The sequence below is a fragment of the Mesorhizobium sp. WSM4307 genome, from assembly GCF_007003945.1.
Classification (GTDB): Bacteria; Pseudomonadota; Alphaproteobacteria; order Rhizobiales; family Rhizobiaceae; genus Mesorhizobium.
In genome coordinates this window covers 278,545-297,809 of record NZ_VFTB01000011.1, presented here as the reverse complement: position 1 = coordinate 297,809, position 19,265 = coordinate 278,545, and the positions used below count along the sequence as shown (strand labels likewise).

Genomic DNA, 19,265 nt, shown 5'->3' with positions numbered 1-19,265 from the left:
GGTGGCGTAGGCGGGCAATGCCCCTCCGGCTGGAAGCCGATGCGCCCTACTGCAGCGCCCGCACGGTATGGCTGCGACGGCTGGCGGTCAAGGTGCGATTGCCGAACGCCACGACCTTCCGTTGAAATGAACGCGGACACACCTGTTTGCTTCTCATGGACCGAGGCGCCCTTGCGGTTGACTTGGCCAAGACCTTCCGATTTACACCGAACCAGCAAAAATACCGACAGCGCGGACCGTTTCCCCATGCTTGAAAAGACCTACGACGCAAAGACCGTCGAGCCGAAGATCGCCAAAGTGTGGGAAGAGGCGGACGCCTTCCGCGCCGGCGCCGGGGCGGAGGAGGGCGCCGAAGCCTTCACCATCGTCATTCCCCCGCCCAACGTCACCGGCTCGCTGCATATGGGCCATGCGCTCAACAACACGCTGCAGGACATTCTGGTGCGCTTCGAGCGCATGCGCGGCAAGAACGTGCTGTGGCAGCCCGGCATGGACCATGCCGGCATCGCCACGCAGATGGTGGTCGAGCGGCAACTGATGGAGAAGCAAATCCATCGCCGCGACCTCACGCGTGAACAGTTCATCGAGAAAGTGTGGGAGTGGAAGGCCGAATCCGGCGGCACCATCTTCAACCAGCTGAAGCGGCTCGGCGCCTCAGCCGACTGGTCGCGCGAACGCTTCACCATGGATGAAGGCCTGTCCAAGGCCGTGCTCGAAGTCTTTGTCACGCTCTACAAGGAGGGGCTGATCTACAAGGACATGCGCCTGGTGAACTGGGACCCGAAACTTTTGACCGCGATCTCGGACCTCGAGGTCGAGCAGCAGGAGGTCAACGGCAATCTCTGGCACTTCCGCTATCCCTTGGAGGGCGCGACCTTCGACCCGGAAAATCCGAAAACCTTCATCACGGTCGCGACCACGCGTCCGGAAACGATGCTGGGCGATACGGCGGTGGCCGTGCATCCGGATGACGAGCGGTACCGGCATCTGGTCGGCAAGAACGTCGTGCTGCCGATCGTCGGCAGAAAAATCCCAGTGGTGGCGGACGAGTATTCCGACCCCGAAAAGGGTTCGGGCGCGGTCAAGATCACGCCGGCGCATGATTTCAACGACTTCGAGGTCGGTAAGCGCCACAAGCTGCCGGCGATCAACATCCTGACCATCGAAGCCGCCATCAAGTTGAAGGACAATGAGGATTTCCTCGCCGGTCTCGATGCGACACCGGAGCGCCAGGCCGTCTGGGACGAGCTTGACGGGCTCGACCGCTTCGTCGCGCGCAAGAAGATCGTCGAACTGATGGAAGCCGGCGGCTTCCTCGATAAGGTCGAGCCGCATCGCCATGCCGTGCCGCATGGCGACCGCGGCGGCGTGCCGATCGAGCCGTTCCTGACCGAGCAGTGGTACGCCAACGCGGCGGAACTGGCCAGGCCGGCAATCGCCTCGGTGCGCGAAGGCCGCACCAACTTCGTGCCGAAGAATTGGGAAAAGACCTATTTCGACTGGATGGAGAACATCCAGCCCTGGTGCATCTCGCGCCAGCTGTGGTGGGGCCACCAGATCCCGGCCTGGTACGGGCCTGACGGGCGCGTCTTTGTCGAGAAGACCGAGGAAGAGGCGCTGAGCGCGGCGATCGAATATTACCTGGCGCTCGAAGGCCCGTGGAAGGCCTGGGTCGAGGACAAGCTGGAAAACTTCCAGCCGGGCGAGATACTGACCCGCGACGAGGACGTGCTCGACACCTGGTTCTCCTCGGCGCTGTGGCCGTTCTCGACTTTGGGCTGGCCGGACCAGACGCCGGAACTGAAGACCTATTATCAGACCGACGTGCTGGTGACAGGCTTCGACATCATCTTCTTCTGGGTTGCCCGCATGATGATGATGGGCCTGCATTTCATGGACGAGGAGCCGTTCCACACCGTCTATGTGCACGCGTTGGTGCGCGACAAGAACGGTGCCAAGATGTCGAAGTCGAAAGGCAACGTCATCGATCCGCTCGACCTCATCGATGAATATGGCGCCGATGCGTTGCGCTTCACCTTGACCGTGATGGCGGCGCAAGGGCGCGACGTGAAGCTCGACCCGGCGCGCATCGCCGGCTACCGCAATTTCGGCACCAAGCTGTGGAACGCGACGCGCTTTGCCAAGATGAACGAAGTCGCGCGCAACGACGATTTCTGGCTGAATGACGCCAAGCTTGCGGTCAACCGCTGGATCCTGACCGAGTTGACGCGGGCAGCGCGCGAGATCACCGACGGCATCACCTCATACCGCTTCAACGAAGCGGCAGGAGCTGCCTACCGTTTCGTCTGGAACCTGTTCTGCGACTGGTATCTGGAACTCTTGAAGCCGGTGTTCATCGGCACGGACGAGGCGGCCAAGGCCGAGAGCCGCGCCTGCGTCGCCTTCGTGCTCGACGAAATCTACAAGCTCCTGCATCCGATGATGCCGTTCATGACGGAAGAGCTGTGGGCGCAGACGGCGGGCGAGGGCAAGGAGCGCGATTCGCTGTTGTGTCACGCCGCCTGGCCGTCGCCGGACTTCGAGGACGCGGATGCCGCCGCCGACATCAACTGGCTGGTCGACCTGGTGTCCGGCGTCCGCTCGGTGCGCTCCGAGATGAACGTGCCGCCGGCGGCGATCGCGCCGCTGGTCGTGGTCGGCGCCAATGATGTGACGCGCGAGCGGCTGGTTCGCGAGGACTCGGCGATCAAGCGGCTGGCCCGCGTCGGCGACATCTCGTTGGCCGACGCGGCGCCCAAGGGCGCGGCGCAGATCGTCCTCAACGAGGCGACGATCTGCTTGCCCCTCGGCAGCCTGATCGATCTCGCCGCCGAGGCTGCCCGGCTGCAGAAGGAACTGGCCAAGGTGACCGAGGAGATCGCGCGCCTGCACAAGAAGCTGTCGAATGAAAGATTTGTCGCCAGCGCGCCGGCCGAGATCGTCGACGCCGAGCGCGAAAAGCTCGCCGAATATCGCGACGCGCAGGACAAGCTCTCGGTGGCGTTGACCAGGGTTCGCGATGCCGGTTGAGGATAGATTCGCTGGACTTTAGCCGTCTCTAAAATGACGGCCCTTTTTGCCTCGAAAGTAGGCATTCCGTTGCGTTAATTTTGACGTAAACGGAAGTTTTAGCCCCATTGTTGCCATAATGTAACAATGGAGCCGAAAGCCCGTGAAAAGGGCTATTTTTAAGCCTTTTGGAACGAATCTTTCCCATTTTTCGGTCGGATAAGCACGCGTCTGGCCGTTTTTCGGCCTTGCGGTGCCTATCCGCATTTTGTCGGAAATGCGTTTGGCAAGCATGTACATGTACGCCCGAAGAATTCGTTATTGCACCGTTAACCCGAATTGGTTCTAGCTTGATGCACTCGAATTCGGGGAGGACATTCATGACTATTGTGCGACTGAAAGCACTGCTGGGGGCAGGGTGCTTTTCGCTGGCTTTGATCGGGACGGCGATGAACTCGGCGCATGCCGGCGGCATTGAGCGTGGCGGCTACGATATCGATCTTCTGTTCGATCCGGCGCCGTTCGCAACGGAAGCGGAATCGACTTATGTTATGCCGCAGCGCAAGCTCAAGAATGCGGTGGATACCAACCCGCTCGACGGCAATTTGACATTCCTGGGCAGCACGGCGAAGGACAGCGAGAGCTACTGGGTGCCGCGCATCGGCGTCAAGGCGCAGATCGTTCAGGGTGTCGACTGTATGTTCGACTATTCCCAGCCTTGGGGCGCGCACACCAACCCGGGTCTGTGGGCCGGCGCCGAATCCAACATGGAAACCGATATCAAGAGCAACAACTACGCGACGACTTGCTCCTACAAGATGGATGCCGGCAAAGGCCAGATTCGCTTCATCGGCGGCGTGTATTACCAGGAAGTCTACGGTTTCAAGAAAGACCTGGTGTCGCCGTTGGTACCGGGTTTCCAGGGCACCGGTCAGGTTGATCTCAAAGGGACCGGCTGGGGCTGGCGCGCCGGCCTTGCCTATGAAATCCCTGACATCGCGCTGCGCGCCAGCCTCGTCTACAATTCGCGGGTCAAGCTCGACAATATCTCGGGCACGCTGGACCTGACGCATGTCGGCAGTGTCGTGCTGCCGATCTATGGCTCGACACAATACATGCCGGACACGGTCGAGTTTAAGTTGCAATCGGGCATTGCTCCCGGCTGGCTTGCCTTCGGCTCGCTGAAGTGGGTCAATTGGAGCCTGCTGCAGAGTGTTCCGATTTGCGTGGTCGGCACTCCTTCGGCGGCCTGCGTTACGGGTGATGCTCTGCATTCAGGCCAGATCACCTCGCTGGATCTGATGTATCGCGACGGCTGGACTGTCACGGGCGGCATCGGTCACAAGTTCAACGATCAGTGGAGTGCGGCCGGCCAGCTTTCATGGGATCGTGGCACGTCACACGGCTATGGCTCACAGACCGATACCTGGACAGTGGGTGGCGGCGTCGCCTATACGCCCCAGCCCAATATCGAGGTTCGTCTGGCCGGTGCGATCGGCGTGCTGACCAGCGGCCATTCTGGGACAGTGAATGGCGAAAACGGCTATGTGGCCGGCAATGACGTCAGCTACGACTTCGGCAACGATCTGGTCACGGCAATTTCCGGCGGCATCAAGATCAAGTTCTAACCTTTTGAGAATTCGACAAAAAGGCCGGGCAATGCTCGGCCTTTTTGTTTGGAACCGACATCGTCGGTGCCTCCGGTATCCAAGCTGCGTTGTATATAAGCCGCACTGGGATCGCCCGCTGCGATTGTGACGTTTTGGCAACACTTTCTGAACAACCCCCGCGCTAGAAGTCAGGTCGGGGAAATTGCCCATTTCCCGCCATAAACCCGGCGCACCTCGAACCTGTCTCGGGACACGCGCCAAAAGGCTCGGCGACGGGGCAGGCCGCACCGCCCGCGGCAAGGATGAGAATGGACGCCAAGGTCATTTCAAAGGCTAAGCTCCCTAGCCGCTATGTGACTGTCGGTCCGGCGCGTGCGCCGCACCGGTCCTATCTCTATGCCATGGGCCTGTCGGCCGCCGAGATCGCGCAGCCGCTGGTCGGCGTTGCTTCCTGCTGGAACGAAGCCGCGCCCTGCAACATCTCGCTGATGCGCCAGGCGCAAGTGGTCAAGAAGGGCGTCGCCGCCGCCAACGGCACGCCGCGCGAATTCTGCACCATCACCGTCACCGACGGCATCGCCATGGGCCACCAGGGCATGAAGTCGTCGCTGGTGTCGCGCGAGGTCATCGCCGATTCGGTCGAGCTCACCATGCGCGGCCATTGCTACGATGCGCTGGTCGGCCTCGCTGGCTGCGACAAGTCGCTGCCCGGCATGATGATGGCCATGGTGCGGCTCAACGTGCCGTCGATCTTCATCTATGGCGGTTCGATCCTGCCCGGCAGCTATCGTGGCCGGCAGATCACCGTGCAGGACGTGTTCGAGGCGGTCGGACAGCACTCGGTCGGCACGATCGGCGATGCCGAGCTGCTCGAAATCGAGCAGGCGGCCTGTCCGTCGGCCGGTTCCTGCGGCGCCCAGTTCACCGCCAACACCATGGCGACGGTCGCCGAGGCGATCGGTCTCGCGCTGCCCTATTCCTGCGGTGCGCCGGCCCCTTACGAAATGCGCGACCGCTTCAATTTCGCCTCCGGCGAAAAGATCATGGAGCTGATCGCCAAAAACATCCGGCCGCGCGACATCGTCACGCTGAAGGCGTTGGAGAACGCGGCGACCGTGGTTTCGGCCACCGGCGGCTCGACCAATGCAGCGCTGCATCTGCCGGCGATCGCGCACGAGGCAGGCATCAAATTCGATCTCTTCGACGTCGCAAGGATTTTCGAGAAGACGCCTTACATCGCCGACCTCAAGCCTGGCGGCAAATATGTCGCCAAGGACATGTTCGAGGCCGGCGGCATTCCGCTCCTGATGAAGACGCTGCTCGATCACGGCTATCTGCATGGCGATTGCCTGACGGTCACTGGCCGCACTTTGGCCGAAAACATGGAGCACGTTTCCTGGAATGAACACCAGGATGTGGTCCGCCCGGCCAACAGACCAATTACCCAAACCGGCGGTGTCGTGGGCTTGAAGGGAAACCTTGCCCCCGAAGGCGCGATCGTGAAGGTCGCGGGCATGGCGGAGTTGAAATTCTCCGGCCCGGCGCGCTGCTTCGATTCGGAAGAGGAATGTTTCGAGGCGGTGACGCATCGCAACTACAGGGAAGGCGAGGTTCTGGTCATTCGCTACGAAGGGCCGCGCGGCGGTCCCGGCATGCGCGAGATGCTGTCGACGACGGCAGCGCTCTACGGCCAGGGCATGGGCGGCAAGGTGGCGCTGATCACCGACGGCCGCTTCTCGGGCGCGACGCGCGGCTTCTGCATCGGCCATGTCGGGCCGGAAGCAGCGGTGGGCGGCCCGATCGGCCTCATCCGGGATGGCGACGTGATTTCGATCGACGCCGTGAACGGCACGATCGAGGTGGCACTGTCGGAGGCCGAACTGGCGGCGCGGGCCAAGACATGGAAGGCGCGCACGACCGACTATCAGTCGGGCGCGATATGGAAATACGCACAGACGGTCGGGTCGGCCAGGGATGGCGCGGTCACCCATCCGGGCGGTGCGAAAGAAACACACTGCTATGCGGATATCTGAGTTGTTGAGGTCATCTGTCCTTCCGGCACTGGTCGCTGCGGCGATCTTTGGCGCCGTGGGCCAGGCTTTGGCCTTCGATGACAAAGTGTTCGACGACAAAACCGGCGTGAAACCACAGTCCAGTCCCTGGGCGGTGTTCCAATTCGGCTTCTCCGCCTACAAGAACGGCCACAAGGAACAGGCCGCCGAAGCCTATAAATACGCCGCCGAAAACGGCCAGATCGGCGCCACCTGGAAACTTGCCCGCATGTATGCCGAGGGCGACGGCGTGGCGCGCGACGACTATGAGGCGTTCAAGTTCTTCTCCGAGATCGTCGACCAGGACGTCGAGCCCGGTTCGCCGGAAGAGAGCTACGTCTCCGACGCGCTGGTGGCGCTCGGCGATTACCTTCGCAAGGGCATTCCCGGCAGCCCGGTCACCGAGAACGAGGTGGCGGCCCAGGAATATTACATGCGCGCCGCCGCCAACTACCGCAACCCGAACGCCCAGTTCGAGATGGGGCAGATGTTCCTCAAGGGCGAGGGCGGCGTGAAGGCCAGCGTCAAGCAGGCCGGGCGCTGGTTCCAGCTCGCCGCCGAGAAGGGCCATGCCGGCGCGCAGGCGACGCTTGGCCATCTCTTGTTCCAGAGCGGCAAGATCGTTCGCGGCCTGGCGATGATGACCGCCGCACTCGAGCGCGCGTCGCCGGCGGACCAGCCCTGGATCCGCGGCATGCAGGAAGAGGCTTTCGCTGCCGCAGGCGAAGCCGACCGGCGCACGGCGATTTCGCTGGCCGATGACATCCTGACCAAGGGCACGACAAACGCAGACCAGTAAGGTCGTCTGCCGCTCTCCTCAGGGGAGATTAATTAAGCGACAAAATCAATTCTCGGTTGGCTCCGTCGGCACCATGCTTGGCGCGGGCGTCGAGATCGGCGTGACGTGCAGGTGCGGCGCCATCGTGTTCCCGGGGCAGCTGTCGCCGATCTTGGTCCAGGATGTGTTGTTGAGCACTATCTCGCAGCGCGCCAGATGGCTCTGGTCGGCAACCGTCAGGCAGGCGACCTGACCGACCGGATAGGACTTTCCATTGGCGAGACATTCGGGGGCGGCAAAAGCCGGCGCCACGGCGGCCGTGGCAAATGCCAAGCCGATCGGACACGCAAAAAATCGAATGGTCATGGGAACCCCAGCCGCCATGATGATTTTCCATCATGCGCCCGATTTGTGGCGATACAACGTCGTTGTGACAACACGAGGTCGGGGCGCTTCGCCGGCGGAAGGGTTCCCGGTCAGGCCGGCTGCAAGGCGAGGTCGATCGCCACCGGGACGTGATCGGATGGTTTTTCCCAGGCGCGTACATGCTTTTCGATCGAGGCCGACGAGAAGCGATTGGCGGCTTCCGGCGACAGCAGCAGATGGTCGATGCGGATGCCGTTGTTCTTCTGCCAGGCGCCGGCCTGATAGTCCCAGAAGGTGTAGGTGTCGGGTGCATCGGTGACCGCGCGCACCGCTTCGGTGAAACCGAGGTTGAGCAGCCGGCGGAAGGCTTGCCGCGTCTGCGGCTGGAACAGCGCGTCGCCCAGCCAGTTTTCCGGAAAGCGCGCGTCGATCGGCTCGGGAATGACGTTGTAGTCGCCGGCCAGTACGAGCGCCTCTTCCAGCCTCAGCCGCTCTTCGGCCCAACGCTCCAGCCGCGCCATCCATGAGAGCTTGTAGGGGAATTTTTTATCGTCATCGATCGGATTGCCGTTCGGCAGATAGAGCGAGGCGACGCGCAACGCGCCCTTGTCGGTCGAGAACACGCCTTCGATGAAGCGCGCCTGCTCATCGGTGTCGTCGCCGGGCAGGCCTCTGATAACTTCGTCAAAGCGCAGCTTCGACAGCAGCGCCACGCCGTTAAAACCCTTCTGGCCATGGGTTTCGACATTGTAGCCCAGCGCCTCGATCTCGGCGCGCGGGAACTGGTCGTCGACCGTCTTGATCTCCTGCAGGCAGACGATGTCGGGCGCGCTCTCGGTCAGCCAGTGGGTCAGGTTGCCGATGCGGGCGCGAATGCCGTTGATGTTCCAGGTGACGATTTTCATGACGGTCTTATTCTTCCTGCGGCGGGTGGCGTTCCACCAGGCCGATCGTATTGCCTGCGGGATCCTTTAGGAAGGCCATCCACTCGCTTTCCCCCGGTGGTCCGAAGGTGCCTTCGGTATCGCGATGCACGAGCGCCGGTGGTGCGGTGAAGGGGACGCCCGCGGCTTTCGCCTCGGCGTGGAAGGCTTCGATGCCCGCTATGTCGAGATAGACTATGCCGGCCGGAACGCCGTCGGTGAATAGCAGCCTCACATCGCCGGCCATGATGAAGGCGATGCCCGGCGGATCGTAGCGGGCATGAACGGCCATGCCGAGCACATCGCGCCAGAAGGCCAGCGTCGAATCAAGATTGCGTCCGGCCGACAGCGCGACCTGACGGACCGCGCCGATGGCCGGCATGCCGCTAGACGGAGAAGCTCGTGCCGCAGCCGCAGGAGGCGACCGCGTTCGGATTGCGGATCTGGAAGGACTGACCCATCAGATCGTCGACGAAGTCGATCACCGAGCCACCCATATAGACCAGCGACAAATCGTCGATCAGCACGGTCGCACCGTCCTTCTCGATGGCGACGTCGTCATCGTTGCGCGTGTCGACCAGGTCGAATTTGTAGGAGAATCCAGAGCAGCCGCCGCCTTCGACGGACACGCGCAACGCCGTCTTGCCGGCCTCACCAGAGACAATCTTGGCGATCCGCCTGGCGGCGGCCTCGGTCATGTCCACTTTCATGGCGGTCTTGGCATCAGCGCCCATCGGCGTCACCTTGCTTTCGGTTTCACATGATAGGTATGAAGCGCAAGGGGCCAAGTCAACTGCGGCAGCATCAGCCATGACCAATGAGTTGGGCGACATCGGGTTCGGTTATCGGCCGCGCGCGGCCTATGCCACCGATCCGGCGCGCTCGCGCGGGCGGCTGTTCGACGAGGTCGAGAGCCCGACCCGCACGCCGTTCCAGCGCGACCGCGACCGCATCATCCACTCCACGGCGTTCCGGCGGCTCAAGCACAAGACACAGGTCTTCATCGCCCATGAAGGCGACCATTATCGCACAAGGCTGACCCATTCGATCGAGGTGGCGCAGATCGCACGTGCGCTGGCGCGGGCGCTGCGTGGCGACGAGGATCTCGCGGAGGCGGTGGCGCTGGTGCATGATTTCGGCCACACGCCCTTCGGCCATACCGGCGAGGACGCGCTGAACGATAAGATGGCGGCCTGGGGCGGCTTCGACCACAACGCGCAGTCGCTGCGCATCGTGACGCGGCTGGAGGCGCGCTACGCCGAATTCGACGGGCTGAACCTGACCTGGGAGACTCTGGAGGGCCTGGTCAAACACAATGGCCCGCTGACGGACAGCAGCGGCAAGGGCCTGAAAGGGCCGGTGCCGCAAGCGATCCGCGATTATTCGCAGCTGCAGGATCTCGAACTCGACCGGTTCGCCGGCATCGAGGCGCAGTGCGCGGCGATCGCCGACGACATCGCCTACAACACGCATGACATCGATGACGGGTTGCGGGCAGGGCTGCTGACGCTCGACATGCTGAAAACCGTCTCGCTGCCGGGGAAGATCCTGGAGGACGTGCGCCAACGCTATCCCAGGCTCGATGACGTGCGCACCGGTCACGAACTGATGCGGCGGCAGATCACCGCCATGGTCGAGGATGTCATCGTTGCCGCGACGGCAAATCTGGAACGCGTCGGGCCGCGCAGCGCCGACGCGGTGAGGGCGGCGGGCGAGACGATGGTGAGCTTTTCCGCCGAGATGGCCGCGGCCGAGAAGGAGTTGAAGGCCTTTCTCTACAAGCACCTCTACCGGCACGAGGAGGTGATGCGGGTGCGCGCCGGTGCCGAGCAGATCGTCAGGGACCTGTTCGACGTCTATTTCGCCGACCCGCGCGCCATGCCCGATGGCTGGCGCGAGGGGTTGGACCGGGCCGAGGATCGCATCAAGGCGCGCAGCGTCGCCGATTTCCTGGCAGGGATGACCGACACCTATGCGCTCAAGGAACACAGGCGTTTGTTTGACCGCACCCCGGATTTGAGCTAGGGCGAGCGCGATTTTGCCGGCCAATGAGCCGGATTCGCCTAAACCGCCAGAGCAATACCCATGAACATCTTCGCCGATTTCACCGCGCGAGTCACAAAGGCTGTCGAAGCGCTTGATCTGAAAGACAAGGACGGCGTTTCGCCCGACCTGTCACGCATTGCCGTCGAACCGCCGCGCGACGCCAGCCATGGCGATCTCGCGACCAATGCGGCGATGGTGCTGGCCAAGCCCACCGGGCAGAACCCGCGCGCGATGGCCGAAAGGCTGGCGCTGGCGTTGCGCGATGACAAGGATGTCGCCGCCGCCGAGGTTGCCGGCCCTGGCTTCGTCAATCTCCGGCTAAAGGACGGCTTCTGGCAGGCGCATCTGTCGGCGCTTCTGGGCGAGGGGCGCAATTACGGCCGCTCGACGATCGGCGCCGGCCGGAAAACCAATGTCGAATATGTCTCGGCCAACCCGACGGGGCCGATGCATGTCGGCCATTGCCGTGGCGCCGTTGTCGGCGACGCGCTCGCCAATCTGATGGCGTTTGCCGGTTACGACGTGACCAAGGAATATGTCATAAACGATGCCGGCTCGCAGATCGATGTGCTCGGGCGCTCGGTCTTCCTTCGCTACCGCGAAGCGCTGGGCGACGACATCGGCGAAATACCGGCCGGGCTCTATCCCGGCGACTACTTGGTGCCGGTTGGTCAGGCGCTGGTCAAGGAGTTCGGCCGTTCGCTGATGCAGATGCCCGATGACGAGGCGCTGGCCATTGTCAAGGACCGCACCATCGACGCGATGATGGCGATGATCCGCGATGACCTGGCGCTGCTCAACGTGCATCACGACGTGTTCTTCTCCGAGCGCACGCTGCACGCCGACAATGCCAGGAAGATCCGTTCGGCGATCAACGACCTGACGCTGAAGGGACATATCTACAAGGGCAAGCTGCCGCCGCCCAAAGGCGAGAAGCCGGACGACTGGGAAGATCGCGAGCAGACGCTGTTCCGCTCGACGGCGGTCGGCGACGACATGGACCGGGCGCTGGTCAAGTCCGACGGCGCGTTCACCTATTTCGCCGCCGACGTGGCGTATCTGAAGGACAAGGTCGATCGCGGTTTCGTCGATCTGATCTATGTGCTGGGCGCCGACCATGGCGGTTACGTCAAGCGGCTGGAGGCGCTGGCACGGGCCATTGCCGGTGACGAGGTCAAACTAACCGTCCTGCTGTGCAATCTGGTCAAGCTGTTTCGTGAGGGCGAGCCGGTTCGCATGTCGAAGCGGTCCGGTGATTTCGTGACGCTTCGGGAAGTCGTGGAGGAGGTTGGCCGCGATGCCATCCGTTTCATGATGCTGTATCGCAAGAGCGATGCGCCGCTCGATTTCGATTTCGCCAAGGTGACCGAACAGTCCAAGGACAATCCGGTGTTTTACGTGCAGTACGCCTCGGCGCGCTGCCATTCGGTGTTCCGGCAGGCAAGCGAGCAATTAGGCGAGGCGAATTTCGATCGCAAGAGCCTGGCTGCCGCCGCGGCTTCGCTGACCGACGAGGGCGAGATCGGCCTGATCCGCAAGCTCGCCGAATATCCACGCCTGATCGAATCCGCGGCTCTTGCGCTGGAGCCGCATAGGCTGGCATTTTACCTTTATGACCTGGCTTCCAGTTTCCACGGACACTGGAACCGGGGTACGGATAATCCGGACTTACGTTTTGTTAAGGTTAACGACCGACAATTGACGCATGCCAGACTAGGGCTGGTGCAGGCTGTTTCGGACGTTCTGACGTCCGGCCTGACGTTGATCGGAGCCGCTGCGCCCACCGAAATGCGTTAGGTTTGACCAAAAAACCTGTCACCTTTTGCCCACATTGCGCTGGTAAGGGCCAACCCTGCGCGACGTCCATGGCGTCCGAATGAGTGCGAGTTCGGGAACAATAATGGCAGACAGAACCCAGCTGAGAGTAGCCGACAACAACGACATCACTGACGATGATCCGTTCGCGGAACTGACCAGGATCATGGGATTCGACCCACGCCAGCCAGTCAAGCCGCAGGCGCGGGTCGAGCCGCAGGCCGCTGTTGCCAGTCAGCCCGTGCAAGAGGACGATTTCGACATCGACCTCGAAAAGGAATTGATGGGCGAGTTCGACGCTGGCGACAGTGTCGCCGCTCCGGTTGTCGAGGCTCATGAGCCGGCATTCGAAACGGCTGCCACAGACGCGGCCGACGACGATCTTGCGCTGTCGCTCGACGACGATTTCCATCTGGACCTCGCGGGTGCCGACGAGCAGGGGCTCGTCGCCAGCCATGCCAACCCTGGCGCTGCCGAAGTCGAGCCTGCCTTCGACGCCGATTTCGACAATGCCGTCGCCAGTTCGCTCGAAGACGTTTCGCCCTTCGAGGACGACCTGCCGATGGAAGACGAGCTTGCCGCTTCGCTCGACCAGGATTTCCACGTCGAGGACCATGCCGCCGAGATCGAGGACGAAGCCGTCGAGCCTCAGCATGCCGTTGCCGAAGTGCCGATGGCTGTCGAGCCGGCCGCCGCGCACGAATTCGACGATGCGGTCGCGATTTCGCTCGAAGACGAGCTGATGCTCGACGACCATTCGGCGGATCAGCCCCATGCGGCCGCGGTCGACTATCCGGAGCCGGTGCTGGCCGCCGCGAATGAAGCCCAGGCGATCGCCGACGAGGATTTCGAGGGGCATTTCGACGACGCCATGGCGGATGTCGATATGGATTTTGAGGTTCAGGCGGACCAGCCGGTGGCCTTTGATGCGGCGGAAGCGCACGAAGTGCCCGCTCATGCCGTGGATGCGATGGACGAGTTCTCGAGCTCCGAAGCCGTTTCGGAAGATGATTTCGATCTCAACCTGGACGACTCGTTCGCCGAGCCTGCCGAAGAGCCGGTCGCCGAGGTTGCCGCTGCCGCGGTCCAGCCGATAGCTCCGGCAACGCCGGCAGCCGTCATGGCCGAGCCGGCGCCGGCCCCCGTGGCGGACGAGCGTAGCCTCGAAGACGAGTTGAACGCACTTCTGGGCGCCATGACGGCGCGCACGCCGCCGCCGGCCAAGGAGCCCGAGCCCGCCGCCGCTCAACCCGTTGCGGCTCAGCCGGCCACTGCTCCCGTTCAGTCGTATGTTACCGCGCCGGCAAAGGCCGCCGAGGAGCCTGCCGATCTCGACTGGGATCTCGACGAACATGCGACCGAGGATCCGCATGCCTCCAGCGCGGCTCACGCCGCCGATGCCGATCTCGACAATCTGCCGCTCGATGAGCTTCACGGCCAGGATCTGGGCGCGGACGCCGCCGATCATAGCGACATCGATTTCGACGATGATGCGTTCGACGCGGCCTTGGCCGGGGATCTCGATCCGCGCGACGAGGCAGCTTGGCGGCAGGATCAGACCGATTCCCCCGATTGGCTGGCCGAACGCTCCGCACCGACCGAGCCGACCCGTTCGTGGAGCCGCGTGACACCGGTTCCCCAACAGCCGGCATTCGCGGCGCAGCCAGCCGCTTCGATGACGGCAAGGACCGCCGCGCCTGAAATGGCCCCAGCGGCGGCTGTGGTGCCGCCCTACCGCGCGCCCGAGCCGGTTGTTGCCGCGCCCTATTCGGCGCCCGTATCCGCACCGCAGCCGCGACAGTCGTCGCGCTACGAAGAGATGCCCGATGTCGAAACGGTCGATGTGCCGGAGCGCGTCGTGGCGCTGGCGGACGATCTCGACATCCCGGAACTGCATTTCGAGGAAGATGAACCGGCCGCATCAGGCTATGACGATCTCGACGCAGAGTTCGCCAGCCTTCTGACGGAAATGAATTCGGTGGAGGTCGCGCCTGCTCCAGCCGCACCCGCAAGCAGCGCTGCCTATGCCGATGAATCCTTTGATGGCGGATTCAAATCGGCCTATCATGCGCCGGCGTACGAAGAACCCAAACCGGCTTATGGCGGGGTCAAACCGGCCCTTCAACCGGAAGCGCGGACCTATGCGGCGCGGCCGGCGGAAATGCCCGCCCGTGCTGCAGCGAACACCGGCTATGCCGACGCCGCCGACGGCTTCGATCTCGACAGTCTGCCTGGCAGCCAGCCGGTCTCGCAGGCGGACGATTTCACCGTCGATGAGCTCGACTATGATCCTGAACTGGACGAAGCAATGTCCGTTCCGGGTCTCGGCGAGCGGCAAGCGGCCAGGCCGTCGGGCCGCCGTGGCCTGTTCATCGCGGCGATCGTCGGTGCCGTGGCGGTCGCTGGCGGTCTTGGCGCCTTTGCGCTGTCTTTCGGCGGCAAGGGCGGCAGCGAAGCGCCGGTGATCGTCAAGGCCGACAATTCGCCGATCAAGGTCAAGCCGGAAAATCCGGGCGGCACCGTGGTGCCGAACCAGGACAACAAGGTTTACGACGCGGTGGTCAAGGGCGCGAAGCCCGCCGAACCGGTGCAGCAGAAGCTTGTCACCAACACCGAGGTTCCCGTGGATGTGCAGGCGAAGGATCCGGCCCGTGCCGTCGATCCTTCTGCCGGCCAGGGTGCTGTCGTCGGCGGAGCCGATGACGGCAATGCCGCGCCGACCGCCAGTGCGGCGCCGGCTGGCAATCTTGCGCCGATCGACAATGCGGCGCCAGCGCCCAAGTCCGAGGATCGCATCGCGCAGGTGCTGCAGGATACCGACAAGGGCAACAACACCGATGTTGTCGCCGTCGCACCGCGCAAGGTGAGGACGATGGTGGTCAAATCGGACGGCTCGCTGGTGCCGCGCGACGATCCGGCGCCGGCCGCGCCGCAGGTGGCGGCCGCTGAACCGAGCGATCCGGCGCCGCAGCACGTCGCGCCGTCCGCCGATGCCGACCAGACCGGCACCGTGGCGCCCGCCGCGGCCCAATCGGGCGATGAGCCGGCCCTCAAACCGGCGGCCAAACCGGCCAAGGCGCAGTCGGCCAATACTCCGGCCAAGGTTGCGATCGCGCCGCAGCGTCCATCCGACCAGCCCGTCGACGTCGTCGGCGAGGTCAAGCCCGATCAGGTCGCCTCCATCGACCAGGCAACGACGGCTACCGGCAGCGGTTCTTGGTCGATGCAGGTTGCTTCGCAGCCGACGGTGGAAAGCGCCCAGTCGACCTACCAGGATCTGCAGCGCCGCTATGGCAGCGTGCTTGCCGGCCGCACCGCCAACATCGTCAAGGCCGAGATAGCCGGCAAGGGCACGTTCTACCGCGTCCGCGTTGTGGCCCAGTCACGCAACGATGCCATCAATTTGTGCACCAGCTACAAGGCCGCCGGCGGCAACTGCTTCGTGTCGCGCTAGACGCGTTCAACCAATCAAAGCCGGCGCGGCCCAAGGTCGCGCCGGTTTTTTCATACGCCCAGCGCTTTTTCATGTGGAAGCATTTCGGGCGTCGGACCGCATGTATTTCCAGACGATTCCCTTTGGCCGCGCGAAGCCCTAGACTCCTGGCATGACCGAATCAAAATCCATGATCCTCGGCTGTGCCGGGAAATCGCTCACCCGCGAAGAAATCAATTTCTATCGCAATGAATGCCCGTGGGCCTTCATCCTGTTTGCCCGCAACATCGGCGAGACCGAGCAGATCCGCGATCTCGTCGCCGAGATGCGCGACTGTATCGGGCGGCCGGACGCGCTGGTGTTCATCGACCAGGAAGGCGGCAGGGTGCAACGCCTGCGGCCGCCGCTGGCGCCGAACTACCCGGCGGGCGGGGCGCTTGGTGCGCTGTGGCGCGACGATCATGACGCCGGTGCCCGTGCTGCCTGGCTGATGGCGCGCCTGCACGCCTTCGATCTACTGCGCTACGGCATCACCGCGGATTGCCTCCCGGTGCTCGACGTGCCGATAGAAGGCGCCAGCGACGTCATCGGCGCACGTGCCTACGGCAAGGAGCCGCGCGCGGTCATCGAGCTCGGCCGTGCCGCCGCCGAAGGCCTGATGTCGGGCGGCGTGCTGCCCGTGATGAAACACATTCCGGGGCATGGAAGGGCCTTTGCCGACACGCATTTCGAGCTGCCGACGGTCGACGCGTCGCTCAGCGACCTGCAGCGGCATGACTTTGCCCCGTTCCGGGAGCTCAACGACCTGCCGATGGCGATGACGGCGCATGTCGTCTACAGCGCCATCGACCCCAAGAACCCGGCGACGACGTCCGGCAAGGTCATCGACGAGATCATCCGCCGCGACATCGGCTTCGACGGGCTCCTGATGAGCGACGACACCTCGATGAAGGCACTTTCTGGGGATTTCCCGACAAAGGCGGCGTCGATCCTTGCAGCGGGCTGCGATCTGGTCCTTCACTGCAACGGCGTTTTCGAGGAGATGGCGGGCATTGCGTCGCGCACCACGGGGCTTGAAGGCAAGTCGCTGGAGCGTGCAAAGCGGGCGCTGACCTATATAAGGAAACGCGACGCGGCAGAGGAAACCGAGATACGCGCTGAATTCGCCACCTATTTCGATGCGGTGGCCTAACCAAGGGAAGTGACAGAGGCAGTGGCGGAAACATTGGAAGGCAAGGCCGCGAAGGCCGCACCGATGGACCGCCTGTGGGCCGAGAATGACGATTCACGCGTCACCGGCGACCCGTCGCTGGTCGTCGATGTGGCCGGCTTCGAAGGCCCGCTCGATCTTCTGCTGCATCTTGCCCGCACCCAGAAGGTCGACCTGGCGCGCATCTCGATCCTGGCGCTGGTCGAGCAGTATCTGGCCTTTGTCGAGAAGGCGAGGGCGCTGCGGCTCGAACTTGCGGCCGACTATCTGGTGATGGCGGCATGGCTCGCCTTCCTCAAGTCGAAGCTGTTGATCCCCAAGCAGCCGGGCGAAGAGGGCGAGAGCGGCGAGGAACTGGCGGCCGTGCTGCAGTTCCGGCTGAAGCGGCTGGAAGCGATGCGTGATGCGGCGGCCCGCCTAGTCAACCGCAATCGCCTCGGCCGCGACGTGTTCGCGCGCGGCATGCCCGAAATGGTGATCATCGAGAAGCGCAACGCCTATTCGGCGTCGCTCTATGATCTCCTGACCGCCTATGCCCAGCAGCGGCAGAAGCAGGCGATCACCAATGTAACGATCGCCAGGCGTGGCGTCTGGTCGCTCAAGGACGCGCGCGACATCCTGACCCGGCTGATCGGCTCGCTGCGCGACTGGACGGCGCTGGACAGCTTCCTCATCCAATACATGACCAGCCCGGAAGAGCGGCGCACGGCGATCGCCAGCTCGTTCGCGGCGACACTGGAACTGGTGCGCGAGCGCAAGATGGATCTGCGACAGGACGAGGTGTTCGCGCCAATCTATCTGCGCGATCACCGCGCACCGGCAATCAAGGCAGTCGAGGTGGCATCATGAGCGAACGCGCCAACGCTTCGGTTATCCCCTTCAAGGTGGACGATGAGCTGGAAGGCGAGCTCGACCGGACTTCGGCCGAGGATCCGATGCAGAACCCGGCCGAGCGCCTGCATATTGCGGAGGCCGTGCGCATGGCGGAGGCGATCGTGTTCGCCAGCGCCGAACCCGTCAGCGAAAAGCAGCTTGCCGCGCGCCTCCCCGACGGCATCAACGTTGCTTTGGCCATGGCCGAGCTGCAGCAGGTCTACGCCCGGCGCGGCGTTAATCTGGTGCGGGTCGGCGACGCCTGGGCTTTCCGTACCGCCGGCGATCTCGCCTTCCTGATGAGCCGCGATACGGTGCAGCAGCGCAAGCTGTCGCGCGCGGCGCTCGAAGTGCTGGCGATCATCGCCTATCACCAGCCGGTGACGCGTGCCGAGATCGAGGATATCCGCGGTGTCGAGACGTCGAAGGGCACGCTCGACACGCTGCTCGAGACGGAATGGGTGCGCATGCGCGGTCGCCGCAAGACACCTGGCCGCCCCGTCACCTATGGCACCACCGAAACCTTCCTCGATCATTTCGCGCTCGAGGAAATCCGCGATCTTCCCGGTATGGAAGAACTGAAGGGGGCGGGCCTGCTCTCGGGCCGCATGCCGTCGAATTTCGCCATCCCGCAGCCGCCGGCCGATCCCGACTTGCTGACGGAAGACGAGGATCCGCTGACCGACATCGATCTCGAGGAACTCGGCCTGCTGACGCCACGCGTCACGGAAGATTGACCACTGGCGCTCTGTCCAAGCGCGCCGATAGGTCGTAGATGCGCCGATTGGTAGCGGGCCAGCGAGTCGAAAAAGCGTGACATCCGTCACCCTTTCATAAACTCTGTCGCTGTTGTGTTTGAATCCCAACGCGAAAACGCATAGATCATCGCCAGGGAAAACATTCGAGAGAGATTTGCTATGGGTTCATTTTCGATTTGGCACTGGATGATCGTGCTGGTGATCGTGCTGCTGGTCTTCGGCCGCGGCAAGATTCCCGAGCTGATGGGCGACATGGCCAAAGGCATCAAGAGCTTCAAAAAGGGCATGGCAGACGACGACGTCGCCGACGACAAGCGCACCGTCGAACACCGTGCCGACGAGACCGTTTCGGCCGTGAAGGAAAAAGCCAGCAAGAGCTGAGCCAAAAAGTTC

The 19,265-nt window shown here is 63.3% G+C and carries 15 protein-coding genes; 11 read left to right on the top strand and 4 right to left on the bottom strand.

The annotated features are described in order from the left end of the window. The first annotated feature begins 246 nt into the window (after positions 1-246). The 4 genes from FJV83_RS26955 to FJV83_RS26940 all read left to right on the top strand — a co-directional run bounded on the left by FJV83_RS26955 (position 247) and on the right by FJV83_RS26940 (position 7,469). Positions 247-3,030, top strand: a complete 2,784-nt coding sequence (locus FJV83_RS26955) for a valine--tRNA ligase (protein ID WP_142886316.1) — start codon at positions 247-249, stop codon at positions 3,028-3,030. Between the two features lie 359 nt (positions 3,031-3,389). Then, the gene (locus FJV83_RS26950; RefSeq protein WP_142886315.1) at positions 3,390-4,637 is read left to right on the top strand and encodes an OmpP1/FadL family transporter; all 1,248 of its coding nucleotides are present in this window, start codon (positions 3,390-3,392) and stop codon (positions 4,635-4,637) included. A gap of 290 nt (positions 4,638-4,927) precedes the next feature. Continuing rightward, positions 4,928-6,652, top strand: coding sequence for a dihydroxy-acid dehydratase (ilvD, locus tag FJV83_RS26945; protein ID WP_095772867.1), 1,725 nt, complete (start codon positions 4,928-4,930; stop codon positions 6,650-6,652). Continuing rightward, positions 6,639-7,469, top strand: a complete 831-nt coding sequence (locus FJV83_RS26940; protein ID WP_095787497.1) for a tetratricopeptide repeat protein — start codon at positions 6,639-6,641, stop codon at positions 7,467-7,469. The genes ilvD and FJV83_RS26940 overlap by 14 nt, the downstream gene beginning before the upstream one ends. A 45-nt stretch (positions 7,470-7,514) precedes the next feature. On the opposite strand, the gene FJV83_RS26935 is transcribed toward FJV83_RS26940, so the two are convergent. The 4 genes from FJV83_RS26935 to erpA all read right to left on the bottom strand — a co-directional run bounded on the left by FJV83_RS26935 (position 7,515) and on the right by erpA (position 9,471). Further along, the gene (locus FJV83_RS26935) at positions 7,515-7,832 is read right to left on the bottom strand and encodes a hypothetical protein (RefSeq protein ID WP_185973409.1); all 318 of its coding nucleotides are present in this window, start codon (positions 7,830-7,832) and stop codon (positions 7,515-7,517) included. Positions 7,833-7,924: 92 nt separating this feature from the next. Further along, positions 7,925-8,719: an exodeoxyribonuclease III gene (xth, locus tag FJV83_RS26930; RefSeq protein WP_142886313.1), complete on the bottom strand. Its 795-nt coding sequence runs from the start codon at positions 8,717-8,719 to the stop codon at positions 7,925-7,927. A gap of 7 nt (positions 8,720-8,726) precedes the next feature. After that, positions 8,727-9,119, bottom strand: a complete 393-nt coding sequence (locus FJV83_RS26925) for a VOC family protein (RefSeq protein WP_095787499.1) — start codon at positions 9,117-9,119, stop codon at positions 8,727-8,729. A gap of 4 nt (positions 9,120-9,123) precedes the next feature. Next, complete coding sequence (gene erpA / locus FJV83_RS26920; protein WP_019858570.1) at positions 9,124-9,471, bottom strand: iron-sulfur cluster insertion protein ErpA; 348 nt, start codon at positions 9,469-9,471, stop codon at positions 9,124-9,126. A 76-nt stretch (positions 9,472-9,547) separates the two neighbouring features. Between erpA and FJV83_RS26915 the strand changes: the two genes are divergently transcribed. From FJV83_RS26915 to FJV83_RS26885, 7 genes are all read left to right on the top strand, one after another. Beyond that, positions 9,548-10,762: a deoxyguanosinetriphosphate triphosphohydrolase gene (locus FJV83_RS26915; RefSeq protein WP_142886312.1), complete on the top strand. Its 1,215-nt coding sequence runs from the start codon at positions 9,548-9,550 to the stop codon at positions 10,760-10,762. 60 nt (positions 10,763-10,822) lie between these two features. Continuing rightward, positions 10,823-12,580 (top strand): arginine--tRNA ligase, encoded by a 1,758-nt coding sequence (argS, locus tag FJV83_RS26910; RefSeq protein WP_142886311.1) that lies wholly within the window; start codon positions 10,823-10,825, stop codon positions 12,578-12,580. 103 nt (positions 12,581-12,683) lie between these two features. Further along, complete coding sequence (locus FJV83_RS26905; protein ID WP_142886310.1) at positions 12,684-16,052, top strand: SPOR domain-containing protein; 3,369 nt, start codon at positions 12,684-12,686, stop codon at positions 16,050-16,052. Between the two features lie 151 nt (positions 16,053-16,203). Beyond that, the gene (gene nagZ, locus FJV83_RS26900; protein WP_095790978.1) at positions 16,204-17,223 is read left to right on the top strand and encodes a beta-N-acetylhexosaminidase; all 1,020 of its coding nucleotides are present in this window, start codon (positions 16,204-16,206) and stop codon (positions 17,221-17,223) included. A 63-nt stretch (positions 17,224-17,286) separates the two neighbouring features. After that, positions 17,287-18,090 carry a ScpA family protein gene (locus tag FJV83_RS26895; protein ID WP_095773095.1) on the top strand — a complete coding sequence of 268 codons (804 nt, stop codon included), beginning with the start codon at positions 17,287-17,289 and terminating at the stop codon, positions 18,088-18,090. Further along, positions 18,087-18,851 carry an SMC-Scp complex subunit ScpB gene (scpB, locus tag FJV83_RS26890; RefSeq protein WP_095772859.1) on the top strand — a complete coding sequence of 255 codons (765 nt, stop codon included), beginning with the start codon at positions 18,087-18,089 and terminating at the stop codon, positions 18,849-18,851. The genes FJV83_RS26895 and scpB overlap by 4 nt, the downstream gene beginning before the upstream one ends. A 180-nt stretch (positions 18,852-19,031) precedes the next feature. After that, positions 19,032-19,253 (top strand): twin-arginine translocase TatA/TatE family subunit, encoded by a 222-nt coding sequence (locus tag FJV83_RS26885; protein ID WP_010909892.1) that lies wholly within the window; start codon positions 19,032-19,034, stop codon positions 19,251-19,253. The last annotated feature ends 12 nt before the right edge of the window (positions 19,254-19,265 follow it).

Excerpts from the sequence above, each read along its gene's own strand:
- FJV83_RS26955 (WP_142886316.1), top strand. The coding sequence starts at position 247 with ATGCTTGAAAAGACCTACGACGCAAAGACCGTCGAGCCGAAGATCGCC.
- FJV83_RS26950 (WP_142886315.1), top strand. The coding sequence starts at position 3,390 with ATGACTATTGTGCGACTGAAAGCACTGCTGGGGGCAGGGTGCTTTTCG.
- ilvD (WP_095772867.1), top strand. The coding sequence starts at position 4,928 with ATGGACGCCAAGGTCATTTCAAAGGCTAAGCTCCCTAGCCGCTATGTG.
- FJV83_RS26940 (WP_095787497.1), top strand. The coding sequence starts at position 6,639 with ATGCGGATATCTGAGTTGTTGAGGTCATCTGTCCTTCCGGCACTGGTC.
- FJV83_RS26935 (WP_185973409.1), bottom strand. The coding sequence starts at position 7,832 with ATGGCGGCTGGGGTTCCCATGACCATTCGATTTTTTGCGTGTCCGATC.
- xth (WP_142886313.1), bottom strand. The coding sequence starts at position 8,719 with ATGAAAATCGTCACCTGGAACATCAACGGCATTCGCGCCCGCATCGGC.
- FJV83_RS26925 (WP_095787499.1), bottom strand. The coding sequence starts at position 9,119 with ATGCCGGCCATCGGCGCGGTCCGTCAGGTCGCGCTGTCGGCCGGACGC.
- erpA (WP_019858570.1), bottom strand. The coding sequence starts at position 9,471 with ATGGGCGCTGATGCCAAGACCGCCATGAAAGTGGACATGACCGAGGCC.
- FJV83_RS26915 (WP_142886312.1), top strand. The coding sequence starts at position 9,548 with ATGACCAATGAGTTGGGCGACATCGGGTTCGGTTATCGGCCGCGCGCG.
- argS (WP_142886311.1), top strand. The coding sequence starts at position 10,823 with ATGAACATCTTCGCCGATTTCACCGCGCGAGTCACAAAGGCTGTCGAA.
- FJV83_RS26905 (WP_142886310.1), top strand. The coding sequence starts at position 12,684 with ATGGCAGACAGAACCCAGCTGAGAGTAGCCGACAACAACGACATCACT.
- nagZ (WP_095790978.1), top strand. The coding sequence starts at position 16,204 with ATGACCGAATCAAAATCCATGATCCTCGGCTGTGCCGGGAAATCGCTC.
- FJV83_RS26895 (WP_095773095.1), top strand. The coding sequence starts at position 17,287 with ATGGACCGCCTGTGGGCCGAGAATGACGATTCACGCGTCACCGGCGAC.
- scpB (WP_095772859.1), top strand. The coding sequence starts at position 18,087 with ATGAGCGAACGCGCCAACGCTTCGGTTATCCCCTTCAAGGTGGACGAT.
- FJV83_RS26885 (WP_010909892.1), top strand. The coding sequence starts at position 19,032 with ATGGGTTCATTTTCGATTTGGCACTGGATGATCGTGCTGGTGATCGTG.